The organism is Acidovorax sp. sif0632 (assembly GCF_019218805.1).
GTDB classification, from domain to species: Bacteria; Pseudomonadota; Gammaproteobacteria; order Burkholderiales; family Burkholderiaceae_C; genus Acidovorax; species Acidovorax facilis.
On sequence record NZ_JAHUWW010000009.1, the window covers coordinates 111,376 to 129,428 of the forward strand.

Consider the following 18,053-nt stretch of genomic DNA (forward strand, 5'->3'; position numbering starts at 1 on the left):
ACGCGCCGGTCAATGGGGCTTTTGCTCGTGCAAGCGGGTGATGCCCAGGAGCTTGAGCACGTACTTCTCGTAGATGGGCTCGGAATTGCCCGACTTCATCTTGTTCAGGAAGTACTTCTCGAAAGCAATCTTGCCCAGGTGCACCCATTTGCCCTTCTTGAACCAGTTGACGTTGCGCGGCGGCATCTGTGGCAGCGCGACAAACGCCGCGCCGGTGTCCCCCATGTCGGCCAGGCAGATGGCGTTCCACGTGGCGGTGGCGGTGGCGGGCTGGCCCGCGATGTCAGCGGCAATGTTGTGCACGATGGCCGAGACCATGGTCTCGATCATGTAACCCGTCTTGGGCGCCCCCGTGGGGACGGGTGTCACCTCGACGGGGGGAATCGCAACGCAGACCCCGGCAGAGAAGATGTGGGGGTAGGCCTTGCTGCGCTGATGCTCGTCGATCAACACGAACCCGCGCGGGTTGCACAGCCCGGGCACGGACGCCACGGCATCGACCCCTTTGAAGGCTGGCAGCATCATCGATAGCTTGAAGCCCAGCTCGTGCTGCTGGTGCACCTGGCCTTTGTCGTCCAGCTGTTCGACAAACATCTTGCCCGCCTCAACCCGCGTGGTGCGCGCGTTGTGGATCCACTTGATGTCCTGGCTGCGCAGCTCGCTCTCCAGCATGCTCTTGCTGTCGCCCACGCCGCCCAGGCCCAGGTGGCCGATGTAGGGCTCGCTGGTGACAAAGGTGATCGGCACCTTGTGGCGCAGCTTGCGCTTGCGCAGGTCCGCTGCAACGATGAATGCGAACTCGTAGGCCGGGCCAAAACAGCTTGCGCCTGGCATGGCGCCAATGACGATGGGGCCGGGGGCTTCCAGAAACTTTTGGTAGTCGCGCCAGAAGTGCTCGGCGTGGTCCACGGAGCACACCGAATGTGTGTGCCCGTTCAGAGGGCCAGAACCAGGCACTTCCTCAAACGCCAGCCGGGGGCCGGTGGTGATCACCAGGTAGTCATAGGCCACGGTGCTTCCGTCTTCCAGCATGACGGTTTTGCCCGGAGCATCGATGGATTTCACCGGTTGGGCGATGAAATCAATGCCCTTGCGCTCCAGCAAGGGGCGGATCTGCAGGACGATGTCATCGCGCTTTCGCCAGCCCACGGCGATCCAGGGGTTGGAGGGCACGAACTGGAAGTAGTCCACCGCGCTGATCACCGTGATCCGATCCTCGCGTGGCAGCTTGCTGCGCATTTCGTACGCAGCCGGCATGCCACCGATACCCGCTCCAATAATCACTACATGTGCCATGGTTGTCTCCTGTGGTTGAAGGATGGTTGCCCGACCGTTCGTTCATTGCGTTCAGTGCGTTCGGTGCGTTGTTCACTGCGTTCCGTGGTGAACGGCAGCCTCTGAGGGGCTGTTGTCAGGTGGGTTGGCAGGACCGGCACCGTTGGTGCCGCTGCCGGCGCTGCGGTCCCGGTACGCTGCGTAGTACAGGGTGGGGATCACCACGAGCGTGAGCACGGTGGAAACAAAGATGCCGAAGATCAGTGAAATGGCCAGGCCATTGAAGATCGGGTCGTCCAGGATGAAGAACGCGCCGATCATGGCCGCCAGCCCCGTCAGCACAATGGGCTGCGCACGGGTAATGGCCGAGTGGACGATGGCCGTCTTCAGGGGTACGCCCTCGCGCACCTGCAGGTTGATGAAGTCCACCAGCAGGATGGAGTTGCGCACGATGATGCCCGCCAGGGCAATCATTCCGATCATGCTGGTGGCCGTGTACTGCGCGCCCAGCAAGGCATGGCCGGGCATCACGCCGATGATGGTCAGCGGGATGGGCGCCATGATGATGAGTGGCGTGAGGTAGGAGCCAAACTGCGCCACCACCAGCAGGTAGATCAGGATCAGGCCCACCGCGTAGGCAGCGCCCATGTCGCGGAAGGTCTCAAACGTGATCTGCCATTCGCCATCCCATTTGATGGCGTAGCCCCGCAGGGCATCCGCAGGCTGGCGCACAAAGTATTCCTGCACCGATCCGCCGTCAGGCGCCACGATGCGGGCAATCGCGCTGCGCGCCTGGAACATGCCGTACAGCGGGCTGTCGACACGGCCCGCCATGTCGGCCACCACAAAATTCACCGGTAATAGGTCCTTGTGATAAATGAGCTGTTCGCGCAGGGTGTCGCTCACCGTGACCAGCTCGCGGATGGCGACCAACTGGCCTTGAGAACCCCGGACCGTCAGGCGCAACAGTGACTCCAAGTCGCCGTGGCTTTCTGCGGGCAATTGCAAAAGCACGGGCGCCGGGTATTTGCTGGCGTCGCGCAGCCAGGTGGTGGCTTCGCCGCTCAGCCCCGCATGCAGCGTGCTCACGATGGCCTGCTGGGGGATGCCCAACAGCGCGGCCTTGCGCCGGTCCACGATGAGCAGCTTGCGGGGTGCATCGGCAATGCTGCTGTCGTCGGCGTCCACAATGCCGTTGGTGGCGGCCAGCGCGGCGCGTACAGCGCGTGCCACTTCGCGGCGGCCCTCCGCATCGGGGCCATACACCTCGGCCACGATGGGCGACAGCACAGGCGGGCCGGGCGGCACTTCCACCACCTTCACATTGGCGCCATGGCGCTTGCCGATCTCTTGCAAGGCGGGGCGCACCCGCATGGCAATGGCGTGGCTTTGGTCCTTGCGGTGTTGCTTGTCCACCAGATTGACCTGGATGTCACCGACTTCGCCCCCGGTGCGCAGGTAGTACTGCCGCACCAGTCCATTGAAGTTGATGGGGCCGGAGAGGCCTGCGTAGGCCTGGTAGTCGGTCACCTCGGGCACGGTGGCCAGGTGTGCGCCCAGCTCGTGCAGCACGGCGGCGGTGTGCTCAACTGGCGTACCCGCAGGCATGTCCACCACCACCTGGAACTCGGACTTGTTGTCGAACGGCAGCATCTTGAGCTGCACCCATCCGAGCACCGGCAAAGCGACCGACAAGGCAATGAGTGCCGCCACGCCCAGCCCCAGCCAGCGGCGATTGCGCCGGCCTTGGGTGTCATCCAGCAAGGGGCTGAACACCCGCTCGAAGGTGGGCGCGATGCGAGCGCTGAGCCCACTGTGCACCGGGCTGGAATGCCCTGGTGGATGGCCAGTGTGCTCCTTCATCCACAGTCGGGCCAGCCAGGGGGTGATCACGAACGCCACGGCCAGCGACAGCAGCATGCCCATGCTGGCGTTGATGGGGATGGGGCTCATGTACGGGCCCATGAGGCCGCTCACAAACGCCATGGGCAGCAGGGCGGCAATCACGGTGAATGTGGCCAGAATGGTGGGGCCACCCACCTCGTCCACCGCGTGGGGGATGATGTCCTTGAGGCTGCGTCCGGGGTGCAGCAGCTGGTGGCGGTGGATGTTCTCCACCACCACAATGGCGTCGTCCACCAAGATGCCGATCGAGAAAATCAGCGCAAACAGCGATACCCGGTTGAGGGTGAAGCCCCACGCCCAGGACGCAAACAACGTCACCGTGAGCGTCAGCACCACGGCCACGCCCACGATGGCGGCCTCGCGGCGGCCCAGGGCCAGGAAGACGAGTGCCACCACCGACGCTGTGGCGAACAGCAGCTTCTGGATGAGCTTTTGGGCCTTGTCGTTGGCGGTGGCGCCGTAGTTGCGGGTTTCCGTCACCTCCACGCCGTCGGGAATCACGGTGTTGTGCAGTTGTTCGACCCGCTGCATCACCGCATTGGCGACGTCGATGGCGTTCTCTCCCGCCTTCTTGGTCACCGTGAGGGTCACGGCCGGGTATTCGTCCACGGCGCTCTGCGGGGCTTCGCCGCTGGTACTGGCGGTGCTGGCGGTGCGCCTTGGAACCCCATGCCAGACGTAGCGGCTGGCGGGCAAGGCACCGTCCTGAACATCGGCCACATCTTTCAGGAACACCGGCTTGCCCGAGCGCACGCCCACCATGAGGTCGGCCACCTCATCGGCGCGTGCCAGAACGGGGCCGCTGTCCAGCTGAATGGTTCGGTCGCCGCCCAGCAGCTCGCCCACGGGTAGCCCCATGTTGGCCGACTGCAAGGCGCGGCGCAGGTCGTCCACTGTGGTGCCGGTGGCTGCCATGCGGTTGGTGTCCATGCGCACCAGCACGGCGCGGCCCGGGCCGCCCAGAGTCTGCACTTCGCGGGTGCCGGGCACGCGCTTGATCTCGGCCTCCAGGCTGTGGGCCACTCGCTCCAGCGCAAAGGCACCGGAGGTTTCGTCGCGGCTGTGCAGGGTGAGCGTCACCACGGGCACGTCGTCGATGCCCTTGGGCTTGATGATCGGGTCCATGGCCCCCAGCCCTTTGGGCAGCCAGTCGGCATTGCTGCGCAAGGTGTCGTGCAGGCGCACCAGCGCCTCGGTGCGTGGCACGCCCACCTTGAACTGCACCGTCATCACCGCCACGCCGGGCCGGGACACCGAGGTCACGTGCTCTGTGCCTTGCATCTGCGACAGCACCTGTTCGGCGGGCGTCGCAATCATTTGCTCCACATCTGCCACGGAGGCACCGGGGAACGGCACGATGACATTGGCCATGGTGACGTCGATTTGGGGCTCTTCCTCGCGGGGGGTGACCAGCACGGCAAACACGCCGAGCAAAAACGCCACCACAGCCAGCAAGGGTGTGATTTGCGCGCCCTGAAACAAGGCGGCGATGCGCCCGGAGATTCCGAGCGGAGAAGGATTTTTGGGGGTGCTCATGTCAGCGCACCTTGGCAGCAGCTTGGGGCTGGAGTGCAATGCGGTCGCCTGCGCGCACGCCGCTCAACACCTCCACCATGTCGCCAGCGGGCCGCCCCAGGCGCACCTGCCGCAGCAGCGGCCGGCCCTGGCCGTCCAGCACGTAGACGCCCGTCATTTCCGCGCGCCGCACCACCACACTGGCGGGTACCAGCAGCGGGCCCACGGCAGCGGCTGTCGGTGGGGTAGTGCCCTTGCCAGCGTCCAGCCACAAGCGGGCGAACATGCCGGGTGCCACGCCCACCACGCTGGTTGGCAGCTCTACGCGCACCTGCACCGTGTGGCTTTGTGCATCCACGGTGGGCAGCACCTGCACTTTGGATGCCGGGACCGCGATGCGCGAAGCGGAGACCCCCGGAATTTCGACCTGCAGCTCGCCAGTGCCTCCATCGCGCAGCGTGGCGGCCTGTTGCTGCCCCACATAGGCGGTAACGCGCATCAGCGAAGGGTCGTACACGGTCATCAGGGGTTTGCCCGGCATGGCCATGTCGCCCAGGGTGGCGGGCACATGGCCCACCACGCCCGCAAAAGGCGCCTTGATGACGTAGAAGCCCGATTGCGTGGTGGCCGCACCTGCCTGCGCCAGCAGGGCCTGCACCTGCGACTGGCTGGCGCGCCACTGGGCCTCTGCCCGGTCCAGCGCGGCCTGGCTGATGTACTGCTTCTGGAACAGCTGCTTTTGGCGCTCGTATTCCTTGGTCGCGACGTTTTGGGCGGCGCGCGCGGCGTCCACCTGGGCCGCGCTGGCAGCGGCGTTCTGTTGCGCTGCGCGCGCATCAATGCGTGCCAGCTCCTGGCCCGCCGTAACGCGGTCGCCCGCCTTGGCAGAGAGGCTGATCACCGCACCCTGTACCTGGGCGGAGAGGGTGGCGTCCCGCACGGCCTCGACCTGGGCGTCCACACTGCTCGCCAGCTGGGCGGCAGCGGGCTTGACGGTAAAGGTGGCGACCGGCTGCGCAGCGGTGTCGCCAGCCGCCCAGGCGCCGGACACGGCCAGGGAAAGCGCTGCGGTCAACAGGGTCAGGGACTTCATGGCGGCTCCAGGGAATCTTTGTGAGATTGATTATTTAACTAATCAGCTAATTAGTCAATAATGTATCATGTGTTCCCAATGCACGGAGATCCCGCGATGAAAGAAATGCCCCCCGAAGCCCTTGAGCAGGTCGCTGCCTACTTCCAGGTTCTTGCCGAACCCACGCGGCTGCGCATCCTCAATTTGCTGCGGGACGGAGAGAAAAACGTGGGAGACCTGGCGCAGCAATGTGGCTACACGGCGGCCAATGTCTCCAGGCATCTGTCGTTGATGACCAAACACGGCCTTGTGGCCCGGGAGGGGCGCGGGACCAGCGTGTACTACCGGCTGACCGATGAGTCGGTCGATGCCTTGTGTGATCTGGTCTGCGGCAATATTGCACGCCAGCTGGAGCGGGACTCGGCGGCGCGTGCTGCGTTTCAGGTGGTGCGCTGAGCCGTTTCAGTGGACTAACCCACCAGATTTCTGGGCGCAGTGGCCCGCCCTAAAAAACGCCCAGCGCCAAACCCTGCGCCATCGCTTCGCCCAAGGATCGGCAGCGTTCCAGTTCATCGCTGCAGATGCTCTTCCTGGCCAGAATCGCTTCTGGCGTCTGCGCGTGGGTGCAGACAATGAGGGGCTCTGCGATGGCCCGCAGGCGCCAGCCGGTCGCAATGCGTTCCATCTGCCGGGCCGCGTTGTGCCCATCGCTGCCCGCGCAGACCAGGCATGCATAGGGGCGGCCATTGACGTGGTCGAGCACGGCGTAGTAGCTGCGGTCAAAAAAATCCTTGAGTTGTCCGCTGATGGCTGCAAGGTTTTCCGGGGTGGCAAAAATGAACCCATCCGCGCCCAGCACGTCTGCGGCACCAGCCTGTGCGGCATGCAGCAGTCGCACTTGAACGGCCCCATCCTTGTCGGAGCAAGCGCCTGCCCGTGCTGCATCTGCCATCTGGCGCGTGCCATCCGTCATCGAGTGGTAAACGATCAACAAGGTCTTGCGGGGGCTCATGGGTAAAGCATAGCCCCTCGCCCTGTGACCCCTGAAGACCCGCTTGCCGCCATGCAGGGGCGGCCCCATTGACCCGCATTCGAGAAGCGCGTTCAATCCGCCAAGATGCCCGGTTGGTTGCAAATTGTCGCAATTGGTACGAAGCCCAGGGGGCAGTGCTAGAGCGCCGCCGCAACGCAGATTTCTTCCTTGCAGAGGTGACACCATGAGCATTGCCAGACGTCTTCATGCCATTTCCTTCCTGCTGATTGCAGGACTGGCCGGGATCGCCGTACTGGCCTGGATCTATCTGGGTGAGGTCAATCACCAGACCGAACTGGTGGCTCGGGAAGAGGTGCCGCGCCAGCTTCAGGCCAGTGCCATGGAGTTGAACGTCACCCGGGTTTCCTTGCAGGTTCGCCATGCCATCCTGGTCCGCACACCCGAAGACCTGGCCGCCACGCTCGCAGATATCGGCGAGAAAAGGCGCCTGATTGACAAAGACCTTGCGGGCTTCCAGCAAGCAGTAAATTCGGCATCGGAAAAGGCACTGAGTGCCGAATTGACCCAAGGACTGGAAGCTTTCTGGCGGGTTGCCGAACAGAACCTGCAGTTGATCAAGGAAGGAAAGAAGGAGCCAGCGTTTGACTTCCTGGTCGCGTCCACGATACCTACGCGCAATGTGGTGCTGGCAGTTCTTGCCAAGGAGAAGGAACACCAGTCCAAGCTGCTCGATGCCAGCCTTGCCGAGATTGGGCGGGACGTCAAGCTGACCTTGCGTGCGTTGGTAAGCTCCGTTGTGGTGGTGGCTATCGGGCTGCTGCTGTTTTCGTGGCACATCGGCGCTACCCTCCTGCGCCGGGTTGCCGAGTCACAAGCCGTGGCCGATCGCGTGCGCAATGGCGACCTCACCACGGCGGTGGTGGATGCGTCGCAGGATGAATTCAGCCCCCTGCTGGCAGCGCTGGCCGTGATGCAGGACTCGCTGACCCGCATCGTCAGCCAGGTGCGCAGTGGTTCGGAAACCGTGGCGGCGGCCAGCGCGCAGATATCCATCGGCAACAGCGACCTTTCCACCCGGACGGAGAACCAGGCCAGTGCGCTGGAGCAGACCGCTGCCGCCATGGAGGAACTCAATTCCACGGTGCAAAACAATGCGCAGAATGCACGCCAGGCCAATGCCCTCGCCCAGAGTGCATCCACGGTGGCCAAGCAGGGGGGCGATGTGGTGTCGAAAGTGGTGGACACCATGAGCGGCATCAACGAAAGCTCCAAGAAGATTTCCGAAATCATCGGTGTCATTGACGGGATCGCGTTCCAGACCAACATCCTGGCCCTGAATGCGGCCGTGGAGGCTGCCAGGGCGGGTGAGCAGGGACGGGGTTTTGCCGTGGTGGCCTCGGAGGTGCGCAGCCTCGCGGCACGCTCTGCCGAGGCCGCCAAGGAGATCAAAACGCTCATTGCCACGAGTGTCGAGCGGGTTGAGGCTGGCACCGTGCTGGTCGGCACCGCCGGGCAGACCATGAAAGAGGTGGTCTCGTCCATTGAGCGGGTGACGGAGACGGTGGCGCAAATCAGCGCGGCCGGAACCGAGCAAAGCGAAGGGGTGAACCAGGTTAATGTGGCGGTGAACCAGATGGACCAGGCCACCCAGCAAAACGCAGCACTGGTGGAGGAGATGGCCGCAGCCGCCTCCAGCCTGAGCACCCAGTCGAGGAAGTTGGTGGAAACGGTCGCAACGTTCAAGCTCTCCGGCGTTGCCCAGCCACTGGAATCGGGGCGGCATGCGGGCCAGCGCCTGATGCTGGCCTGAACGTCAGCGCTCTGACAACAAGCCCCGGGCGGAGTGCTGCACATCAGGGGCGGCGAGCCGCTCCTTGCGCAGGGCCAGCTTGCGGTACAGCGTCTGGCGGCTGATGCCCAGGGTGCGCGCTGCGTGGCTCATGTTGCCCCGGCAGCTCTCCAGCGCCTGCTGGATGGCCGATTGGGACAGCTCATCCAGGTTTTGCGGAGGGCGCTCCGTAGTGGAGGGCGTGGAAAAACGATCCGCGCTTCGCAGTTCTTCCAGAAAGTCATCCGACAGGTGGTGCCATTCCACCACCTCCTCGTGCGCGTCCAGCATGGCGCAGGCGGTGCGCAGCACGCTGGCGCACTGGCGCAGATTGCCCGGCCAACGGTATTTTTCCAGCGCTGCCATCAACGAAGGGTCCAGGCGCAGGTGTCGGGCAGGTTCAATGTCCTGGAGCATGCGCTGGCTCAGCGCTTCGAAGTCGGTGCGCTCGCGCAGGGGGGGCAGCTCAACCGCCAGACCGTTGATCCGGTAGTACAGGTCGGTGCGAAACCGCCCCTGCTCCGCCTCTTCGCGTAGCTTGCGGTTGGAGGCGCAGATGAGTGCAAAGTCCACGGCAACCGGCTGCGCGCTGCCCAGTGGAACCACCTGCCGCTCCTGCAGCACGCGCAGCAGCCGCGTCTGGAGGGTCAGCGGCATGTCGCCAATCTCATCCAGAAACAGCGTGCCGCCATGGGCTTCGCGCAGCAGGCCCAGGCGCCCCTCCCGACGGCCGCCGGTGAATGCGCCGGGGCTGTAGCCAAACAGCTCGGACTCGATGAGCGACTCGGGCATTGCGGCGCAGTTGATGGCGATAAAGGGGCCGTCGCGGCGCGGGCCACTTTGGTGTGCACTGCGCGCAAACCACTCCTTGCCAACCCCGGATTCGCCCTGGATGAGCAGGGCGATGGGCTTGCCCAGAATGCGCCGCGTTTTGGCGGCAGCCGTGCGCCAGCGGGCATCGCCGGTGTCCAGCTGGGCCAGCGCATCCTCTGGGGGGCGGGTAGGCGCAGATGGGGGCAGGGTCCGCACCGTGCGCTTGTCGGGCACTGGCAGCCCAAAAAGCGGGGCGCCATCGTGCCGCCGCAAGGACAACGGTGCGTCGGGCCGGCGGTGGTGGCGCGCCAGAAGCTCTTGCAGGTCCACGTTCAGGATCTGGTCCAGCGAGATGCTGCCCAGCTGCGCCACCGAAATGCGCAGCAGCGCCAGCGCACTGCGGTTGCCGCCCACCAGCCAGCCGTCTTCCGACACCAGCGCGATGCCTTCGGCCACGGTGCCAATGCCCTCGGGGTGCGTGTGCAGGTGCAGGCGGACATGGCGCTGGCTGCTCGACACCAGCAGCCGGTTTTCGATCATGTGGGCGGCGGTGCTGACCAGCCCCAGCGTGTGGGGGTTGCCCCGGCTGTGTTCGCTGGAGATGTCCAGAATGCCCAGTATCTGCCCGGTGGCAGACAGGATGGGTGCGGCGGCGCAGGTCAGAAAGCCGTTGCGCTCCAGAAAATGTTCTGCGCCGTGCACTTCCACGGGCGCCATTTCGGCCAGCGCGGTGCCGATGGCGTTGGTGCCGCGCTGCTTTTCGTGCCACGAGGCGCCGCTGGTCAGGGCCACCCGTTCGGCCTTGCCCAGAAAGTAGGCGTCACCACAGGTGTCCACCAGCGTGCCGCAGGGGCTGGCCAGCACCACCACGCTCTGGCTGTCGCGCACCTGCTCAAACAGGTACTCCATCACGGGGCGCGAATGCGCCAGCAACTCCTGGTGGTGGCCGCGCAACTGCCGCAAGGCCTGGTGTTCCAGGTTGTCGGGGTTGCCCAGTCGCCCGGTGGGCAGCAGGCCGCTGTCCAGGCTGCGCTGCCACGACCGTGCCAGGCGCTCGTCCACGAGGCCGATGGGGCATTGGCCTGATTCCAGCAGGTGCTGGCGGGCTTGCCGCAGTGCCACAGATGTGGAAGTGGATCGCATGGTGTTTGTCTCCTGCCCGGGCGTCATGAACGCGCCCTGTTTGAAAGCCAGTATGGCGGTGGCCAGAGGCCAGGGCAATAGCAAGCGCTGAGGGGCCGCTTCAACTGTTCCATTTCGTGACAGGTGTCGCGTTCTGGAGCGGACACCTTAGCGGCCGATGGGTTGTGCATTCTTGCGGACGCGCAAACAAAGCCATAAAAATCAAACACTTAGCAGGTGGGGCAGGTTGGCACGGGTTTTGAGTCATGTCCTCTATCTGGCGGCGCGGTATGCCGACCAGATGTCCACAAATCCACCGGAGACAGACAACATGACCGTTTACGCAGCCCCCGGCGCCGCTGGCGCCAAGATCGCCTACAAGCCCCAGTACAACAACTTCATCGGCGGCCAATTTGTGCCCCCGGTCAAGGGCCAATACTTCGATGTGATCTCGCCCGTCAACGGCAAGATCTACACCCAGGCCGCCCGCTCCACCGCCGAGGACATCGAGCTGGCGCTGGACGCCGCCCACGCCGCTGCCGACGCCTGGGGCAAGACCGACGCCGCCACGCGCAGCAATATCCTGCTGAAGATTGCCGACCGCATCGAGCAGAACCTGGAGCTGCTGGCCTATGCGGAAACCGTGGACAACGGCAAGGCCATCCGCGAAACGCTGAACGCCGACATCCCACTCACCGTGGACCACTTCCGCTACTTTGCGGGATGCGTGCGTGCGCAGGAAGGCGCCCTCTCCAACATCGACGAGAACACCGTGGCGTACCACATCCAGGAACCACTGGGCGTGGTGGGCCAGATCATTCCGTGGAACTTCCCCATCCTGATGGCGGCGTGGAAACTGGCACCTGCGCTGGGCGCGGGCAACTGCGTGGTGCTCAAGCCTGCAGAGTCCACCCCCATTTCCATACTCATCCTGGCCGAGCTGATTGCCGACCTGCTGCCGCCCGGCGTGCTCAACATCGTCAACGGCTATGGCCGTGAGGCGGGCATGCCGCTGGCCACCAGCAAGCGCATTGCCAAGATCGCCTTCACCGGTTCCACCAGCACCGGCCGCGTGATTGCGCAGGCCGCCGCCAACAACCTGATTCCCGCCACGCTGGAGCTGGGCGGCAAAAGCCCTAACGTGTTCTTCGCCGACATCATGGACAAGGACGATGCCTTCCTCGACAAGTGTGTGGAAGGCCTGGTGCTGTTCGCGTTCAACCAGGGCGAGGTCTGCACCTGCCCCAGCCGAGCGCTGATCCAGGAAAGCATCTACGACAAATTCATGGAGCGTGTCTTGAAGCGCGTGACGGCCATCAAACATGCCAACCCGCTGGACTCCGACAGCATGATGGGCGCGCAGGCCAGCAAAGAGCAGCTCACCAAGATCCTGTCGTACCTGGAACTGGGCAAGGCCGAAGGCGCCGAAGTCCTGGCCGGTGGTGGCCAAGCCCACCTGGGTGGCGACCTGGAAGGCGGCTACTACGTGCAGCCCACGCTGTTCAAGGGCCACAACAAGATGCGCATCTTCCAGGAAGAAATCTTCGGTCCCGTGCTGGCCGTGACCACCTTCAAGGACGAAGCCGAAGCGCTGGCCATTGCCAACGACACGCTGTACGGCCTGGGCGCCGGTGTGTGGAGCCGCAACGGCAATGTGGCCTACCGCATGGGCCGCGCCATCAAGGCCGGGCGGGTGTGGACCAACTGCTACCACGCCTACCCGGCGCACGCGGCGTTTGGCGGCTACAAGGAATCGGGCATTGGGCGCGAGACGCACAAGATGATGCTGGACCATTACCAGCAAACCAAGAATCTTTTGGTTTCGTACTCGGAAAACAAGCTCGGCTTCTTCTGATGGTGGTGGCGGTCCACAGACCGTCCCTGGCGTCGTTGCTCTCCCTTGCCGTAGCGTTGCTACTGTCTGCGGGAGAGACGCCTAGCCAGGAACGGCCTGTGAACCGCTGGTGACGCTGCGGCAGAGTCGTTCTGCGGCAGCTTTTTGCATTGGCGCACCAGGAGATCACCATGGTCGAGAGAGTCATTGCCACCGACGCAGCCCTTGCGCTGATTGCGCAGTTGCAGGCGCAGCATGGCAGCGTCATGTTCCACCAGTCGGGCGGGTGTTGCGACAACAGTGCCGCCAACTGTTACTTGCCCACCGACCTGACCATTGGGGCGGGGGATGTTTTGCTGGGGCATGTGGGCGGCGCGCCGTTCTACATCGGTAAATCGCAGTACGAGTACTGGAAGCACACGCAGCTCATTCTGGATGTGATTGACGGGCACGGCGGCACGTTTTCGCTGGAGGGCAGCACCGGCAAGGCTTTCCACACCCGCTCGCGCCTGTTCACGGACGAGGAGTGGGCTGGGATTGAACCGCTGGTCGCCCGCGATCTGGCGTGATGTGAGGCGGTGCTCTCTTCACGCGCCGTCGCCGGCGTTGCCCGTGATCGGCAGCACCGTGCCGGTGATGTAGCTGGAGCAGCACGGCGCTGCAAGAAACACGTAGGCGGGTGAAATCTCCTCGGGCTGCGCCGGGCGGCCCAGGTGGGTCTTTGCACCAAATTTTTCGATGTCGTCTGGCGCCTTGTCCGCTGGGTTGAGCGGGGTCCATACCGGCCCGGGGGCGACAGCGTTCACTCGGATGCCTTGGTCGGCAAGGTTGTGGGCCAGGGCCTTGGTGAACGCATGGATGGCCCCCTTGGTGGCCGAGTAGTCGATCAGTTCCTTGCTGCCGCGCAGCCCGGTGACGGAGCCGGTGTTGATGATCGAGTCACCCCGGTGCAGGTGGGGCAGGGCTGCCTTGGCCATGTGGAAGTAGCCGTAGATATTGGTCTGGAACGTTTCGTCAAAACGCTCGGCCGTCAGATCTTCCAGGGATGCCGCATGCTCCTGGAATGCCGCGTTGTTGACCAGCACATTGAGCTTGCCAAAAGTGGTGACCACCTGCCGCACGGCATCCGCGCAGTACGCAGCGTCTTTGACGTCGCCGGGGATCAGAATGCACCGGCCGCCTTCGGCCTCCACCAGCTGGCGAGTCTGCTCGGCATCTTCATGTTCCGCCAAGTACGCAATGGCAACGTCCGCGCCCTCGCGGGCAAACAGCACGGCCACCGCGCGGCCAATGCCCGAGTCACCGCCAGTGACCAGGGTAGAGAACCCTTTGAGTTTGTCGCTGCCCCGGTAGTGGGCTGCCTCGAACTGGGGCTTGAGTTCCATGTCCGCCTCCAGGCCCGGTTTGGTGAGGTGCTGGTCGGGCAGCGGAGGTGCCGGTTCCGCATGACCCGGCCCCGGTGCCGCTGGACTGCCTTTGCCCTGCGTGGGTCGTGCCTTGCTCTTTGGAGGCTGGTGTGTGTCGTGGCGGTCCTGCTCGGTCTGGATCCGCCTCTGCTTCTTGACCGTTGCATGGACCGCTGTGTCGGAAGGGGGCGTTTTGGATGTGTTCATGGCAGAGGGTGCTGGCTCAATGAATGAAAGAAAAACGAAGCGCAGGGGTGTGGCGCGCTGAATGAAGGCCGCAACAGGGGCAAAAAGTAAGGCCGCGCTGCTTCCGGGGTGGAGGCAGCGCGGCCCTAGGTCACAAGGCGGACGCCCCACCGCCGGCTTGCGGCCTGGCGTGCGCCCGTTTGGCCTGCATCAGTCTCACGGCAAGGCGCCGCTCGACGGATCAGCGCTGGTTCTGGGGTGTGCGGCGGGAAGAATCGCCATGTTGCTCACGGCTTCCCTGATTGCCGCTGGAGCCCGAAGGGTCGTTCTGCCCCTGCTGGCGGTTGCCGGATGGATCGTTGCTTTGCTCGGCCTGCCGGCTGCCCTGGTTCTTGCGCTGGGAGTCGTTGTTGTCGGTGTGCTGGTTCTGGCCTTGAGGGTTGTTGCTGGACATTGATATCTCCTGGTGAAAGAAAAGAAAAATTGCACACGGGGGGCCGTGTGTGAATTCATTCTCAAAATGCACCAGGGCAATTTCTGTAGTCCCTGTCCTATAGGCGGGTCGTCCTTTTTCCATCTGCCGTAAGCAAACGCGCACCAGTCCACTGAAACCGAGAAATCGGCTGTGCGTGAGGGTCTGGCAGGGCCGTCCTCTAGGCGGCGGGCGCAGGCGGGTTGCACACCCGGCGAGCACGGCAACGACGAGGGCGGCCCTGCCAGGCCCTCACACTTCGGGCCGGGGTGGCAGCAGGCGCATCGCGGCGTTGCGGGCTTTGCCAAGGCGGCCAGCCTTGGCCGCAGCCCGCGCCTTGCGCTGCACCCGCTACCACCTCGGCGCACAGCCGATTTCTCGATTTCAGTGGACTCGGTTTCTGCATCTTGCGAGGCGCGCAAAGGTGCGTGGGATTCTTCTGGATAGTGCAGCGTGGCGCTTTGGCTGTGCTGGCGGGAAGTGCGGGGCGCGGGCGCTAAAGTGCGCCGGTCATTTCTCGCCTGACTATGCGCAACTGCTGCGAGCGTGGTGGATGGCTTAAATGCTATAAAAATAATAGCTGTTTGCGATTATCCATCAAGCGCTAGGGCCCTATTGCACTCAAAATTTGATGCGCAATCCGACCAACCTGGAGGCGCACCACCACCAGCGCACTTCCCGTGCCGCCGGCCTACGGACCGGCGGCGATGCAGCTCAGTAGGTCTCCAGGTGCAACCGTCCTTCGCGCTGGAGTGCGGCGCCCACAGCGTCCCACTCCAGGCCGGCTTCGCTGGCGATGTCGCGCAGGGCCATCACCACGCCTTCTTCCATGCTCTTCAGGCCACAGACATAGAAGTGGCTGTTGCCGTCGCGCAGCAGCGCTGCCAGGTCAGCGGCGCGCTCGCGCATCAGGTCTTGCACATAGCGCTTGGGCTGCCCGGCGGTGCGGGAGAACGCCAGGTTGATGTCGATGAAATCCTTGGGGAGGTTTTGCAGCGGGCCAAAGTACGGCAGCTCCTGCTGCGTGCGTGCGCCGAAGAACAGCATGAGCTTGCCGCCTTCAAACTTGCCGCTGCTGCGCAGGCGCCGACGCCATTCGGTCATCGCGCGCATGGGGGCGCTGCCGGTGCCGGTGCAGATCATCACGATGTGCGAGCGCGGGTGGTTGGGCATCAGGAAGGAGCTTCCAAACGGCCCCACCACCTGGACCTTATCGCCCACTTTCAGGTCGCACACGAAGTTGGAAGCGATGCCGCGCACGGCGTTGCCGTCGTGGTCGGTGGTCACGCGCTTTACCGTGAGCGCCAGGTTGTTATAGCCGGGCCGCTCGCCATTGCGCGGGCTGGCGATGGAGTACTGGCGCGCGTGGTGCGCCTTGCCCAGCGCGTCGGTGCCGGGCGGGATGATGCCGATGGACTGCCCCTCCAGCACCGGGAACGGCATGCTGCCGAAGTCGAGCACCACGTGGTGCGTCTCGCTCTCAAAGCCCGCCTCGGTGCAGTTGAAGTTGCCAACCACGGTGGCGGTGGTGGGGCTCCTCGGGGGGAACAGGTTGGTGTAGGGGTGAGCGGCCGACCAGGGTGGCACCGTGGCGCCGTATTGCGCCGAGCGGAACGCCTGCGTACCCGGCTCCATGGGCGTGGTCGGTGCAGCCGGTGCGGACGGCAGCTTTGTATCGCAGGTCGACGTTGCCACACCCTCGGCAGCCAGTTCATCGGGCGTGAGTTCGGGCGGAAGTTCTTCCCAGGTGAGCTGTTCTTCGATGGTGTAGGCGCGCGCCAGCGGCATGGTGCGCCAGTTGTCGATGGAGCCGGTAGGGCAGGGCGAGATGCAGGCCATGCAACCGTTGCACACATCGGCGCGCACCACGTAGTTGTTGTCGTCGTGTGTGATGGCACCCACCGGGCAGGTGGCCTCGCAGGTGTTGCAGCGGATGCAGATCTCGGGGTCGATCAGGTGCTGCTTCAGGATGCCGTTGTCGATCAGCGTGGTGGTGGTCATGCCCATATTCTTCTTCCAACAGTTGTTCCGGTGCCATGTCCCTGCGCCATTGCGCGCAGCGGTAAGCAGTGGCGCGACCTGATGCCAGTGCCACCGCGGAACCGGCTTTGCCGGGCCGCTGGAGGCATACCCTTCAGGGGGAAGACGCGCAGCGGCTCAGGGGGATCAACCAAACCGCACGTATTCGAAATCGACGGGCTGGCGGTTGATGCCCATGACCGGCGGCGCGATCCAGCCCGCAAACTTGCCGGGCTCCACCACGCGCCCCATCAGCGAGGCAACGAAGGCAAAGTCCTCGGGCGTGGGCAGCCACTCTGCCTTGCGGGCTGTCCATTCGGTTTCGCTCACCACGCGGCCGTCGGGTGACATCTTGATGCCCGCCAGCGCCCCGATCTGGCGGTTGAAGGCCTTGTGTGGCACGGCCAGGCGCGTGGGGATGCCGGCCTTTTCCAGCACCTTGTTCCAGCGGCCTACGCCCGCCATCGAGTCCTTGATGAAGTCGTCGCGCAGCACCTCGTTCAAGGCGTTGAGCATGGGCACTTCCTTCTCCTGCAACTGGCCGTTGACAACTTCCAGCACCTTGTAGGTCTGGCCCTTGAGGATGTGGTCGTCACTCCGCTTGCCCTCTTCGTAGCGGCCCTTGAGGCCGGAGCTATAGAACGTGGCGGCGTTGCTGGACTGGTCGGCACCGAACAGGTCGATGGTCACGCTGTAGTGGAAGTTCAGGTAACGCTGGATGGTAGGCAGGTCGATGGCGCCGGCCGCGCGCACCCGGGCGGGGTCGTCGGTCTTGAGGTCGTTCATCACCTGCGCGGTGCGGCTGAGCACGCGCGAGATGCCGCTTTCGCCCACAAACATGTGGTGCGCCTCTTCGGTCAGCATGAACTTGGTGGTGCGCGCCAGCGGGTCGAAGGCACTCTCGGCCAGCGCTGCCAGCTGGAACTTGCCGTCACGGTCGGTGAAGTAGGTGAACATGAAGAACGCCAGCCAGTCGGGCGTCTTCTCGTTGAACGCGCCCAGAATGCGTGGGTTGTCCACGTCGCCCGAGGTGCGCTGCAGCAGTGCCTCGGCCTCTTCGCGGCCATCGCGGCCAAAGTGCTTGTGCAGCAGGTAGACCATGGCCCACAGGTGGCGGCCTTCTTCCACATTGATCTGGAACAGGTTGCGCAGGTCGTACATGCTGGGCGCCGTCAGGCCCAGGTGGCGCTGCTGCTCGACCGAGGCGGGCTCGGTGTCGCCCTGCGTCACGATGATGCGGCGCAGGTTGGCGCGGTGCTCGCCGGGCACGTCTTGCCAGGCCTTTTCACCCTTGTGGTCGCCAAAGTGGATTTCGCGGTTGGTGTCACCGGGGTTCAAAAAGATGCCCCAGCGGTAGTCGCGCATCTTCACGTGGCCGAACTGCGCCCAGCCGTTGGGGTCCACGCTCACGGCGGTGCGCAGGTACACCTCGTGGTTGGTGGAGCCCTCGGGGCCCACGTCGTCCCACCAGTTGATGAAGTTGGGCTGCCAGCCTTCGAGCGCGCGCTGCAGCGTGCGGTCTTCGCCGAGGTTGACGTTGTTGGGGATCTTCTCGCTGTAGTTGATGGTGCTCATGGATGTCTCCTCGTTGGATGGAAAACCGAACGGTCGG

Annotated in this window: 13 protein-coding genes; 4 read left to right on the forward strand and 9 right to left on the reverse strand. The window is 64.3% G+C overall.

Annotation, left to right across the window (positions count from 1 at the left end; all coding sequences use genetic code 11):
- Window positions 1–9 precede the first annotated feature (9 nt).
- The 3 genes from KW832_RS23470 to KW832_RS23480 all read right to left on the reverse strand — a co-directional run bounded on the left by KW832_RS23470 (window position 10) and on the right by KW832_RS23480 (window position 5,788).
- A complete protein-coding gene (locus tag KW832_RS23470; RefSeq protein WP_218301664.1) occupies window positions 10–1,296 on the reverse strand; it encodes an NAD(P)/FAD-dependent oxidoreductase in 1,287 nt (428 codons plus the stop codon).
- A gap of 72 nt (window positions 1,297–1,368) precedes the next feature.
- Window positions 1,369–4,716 carry an efflux RND transporter permease subunit gene (locus KW832_RS23475; RefSeq protein WP_218301665.1) on the reverse strand — a complete coding sequence of 1,116 codons (3,348 nt, stop codon included), beginning with the start codon at window positions 4,714–4,716 and terminating at the stop codon, window positions 1,369–1,371.
- A 1-nt stretch (window position 4,717) separates the two neighbouring features.
- Entirely contained in the window at window positions 4,718–5,788 is a 1,071-nt protein-coding gene (locus KW832_RS23480; RefSeq protein WP_218301666.1) for an efflux RND transporter periplasmic adaptor subunit, read from the reverse strand.
- Window positions 5,789–5,884: 96 nt separating this feature from the next.
- Between KW832_RS23480 and KW832_RS23485 the strand changes: the two genes are divergently transcribed.
- Window positions 5,885–6,223, forward strand: a complete 339-nt coding sequence (locus KW832_RS23485; protein WP_055395322.1) for a helix-turn-helix transcriptional regulator — start codon at window positions 5,885–5,887, stop codon at window positions 6,221–6,223.
- Between the two features lie 49 nt (window positions 6,224–6,272).
- On the opposite strand, the gene KW832_RS23490 is transcribed toward KW832_RS23485, so the two are convergent.
- Window positions 6,273–6,779, reverse strand: a complete 507-nt coding sequence (locus KW832_RS23490; RefSeq protein WP_218301667.1) for a flavodoxin family protein — start codon at window positions 6,777–6,779, stop codon at window positions 6,273–6,275.
- Between the two features lie 205 nt (window positions 6,780–6,984).
- On the opposite strand from KW832_RS23490, the gene KW832_RS23495 reads away from it, so the two are divergent.
- Window positions 6,985–8,571, forward strand: coding sequence for a methyl-accepting chemotaxis protein (locus KW832_RS23495; protein WP_218301668.1), 1,587 nt, complete (start codon window positions 6,985–6,987; stop codon window positions 8,569–8,571).
- Window positions 8,572–8,574: 3 nt separating this feature from the next.
- Here KW832_RS23495 and KW832_RS23500 read toward each other — a convergent pair whose 3' ends face one another.
- Window positions 8,575–10,545 (reverse strand): sigma-54-dependent Fis family transcriptional regulator, encoded by a 1,971-nt coding sequence (locus KW832_RS23500; RefSeq protein ID WP_218301669.1) that lies wholly within the window; start codon window positions 10,543–10,545, stop codon window positions 8,575–8,577.
- Between the two features lie 310 nt (window positions 10,546–10,855).
- Here KW832_RS23500 and KW832_RS23505 point away from each other — a divergent pair, with 310 nt between their 5' ends.
- Both KW832_RS23505 and KW832_RS23510 read left to right on the forward strand, forming a co-directional pair.
- Complete coding sequence (locus tag KW832_RS23505) at window positions 10,856–12,379, forward strand: aldehyde dehydrogenase family protein (RefSeq protein ID WP_218301670.1); 1,524 nt, start codon at window positions 10,856–10,858, stop codon at window positions 12,377–12,379.
- Window positions 12,380–12,549: 170 nt separating this feature from the next.
- Window positions 12,550–12,927 carry a DUF779 domain-containing protein gene (locus tag KW832_RS23510; protein ID WP_055395315.1) on the forward strand — a complete coding sequence of 126 codons (378 nt, stop codon included), beginning with the start codon at window positions 12,550–12,552 and terminating at the stop codon, window positions 12,925–12,927.
- 18 nt (window positions 12,928–12,945) lie between these two features.
- On the opposite strand, the gene KW832_RS23515 is transcribed toward KW832_RS23510, so the two are convergent.
- From KW832_RS23515 to boxB, 4 genes are all read right to left on the reverse strand, one after another.
- Window positions 12,946–13,971, reverse strand: a complete 1,026-nt coding sequence (locus tag KW832_RS23515; protein WP_218301671.1) for an SDR family oxidoreductase — start codon at window positions 13,969–13,971, stop codon at window positions 12,946–12,948.
- A 220-nt stretch (window positions 13,972–14,191) separates the two neighbouring features.
- On the reverse strand, window positions 14,192–14,404 hold the full coding sequence (locus KW832_RS23520) for a hypothetical protein (RefSeq protein WP_055395311.1): 213 nt from the start codon (window positions 14,402–14,404) through the stop codon (window positions 14,192–14,194).
- Window positions 14,405–15,136: 732 nt separating this feature from the next.
- Window positions 15,137–16,423 (reverse strand): benzoyl-CoA 2,3-epoxidase subunit BoxA, encoded by a 1,287-nt coding sequence (boxA, locus tag KW832_RS23525; RefSeq protein ID WP_218301672.1) that lies wholly within the window; start codon window positions 16,421–16,423, stop codon window positions 15,137–15,139.
- A gap of 165 nt (window positions 16,424–16,588) precedes the next feature.
- Window positions 16,589–18,016: a benzoyl-CoA 2,3-epoxidase subunit BoxB gene (gene boxB, locus KW832_RS23530; protein WP_121421163.1), complete on the reverse strand. Its 1,428-nt coding sequence runs from the start codon at window positions 18,014–18,016 to the stop codon at window positions 16,589–16,591.
- Window positions 18,017–18,053 lie beyond the last annotated feature (37 nt).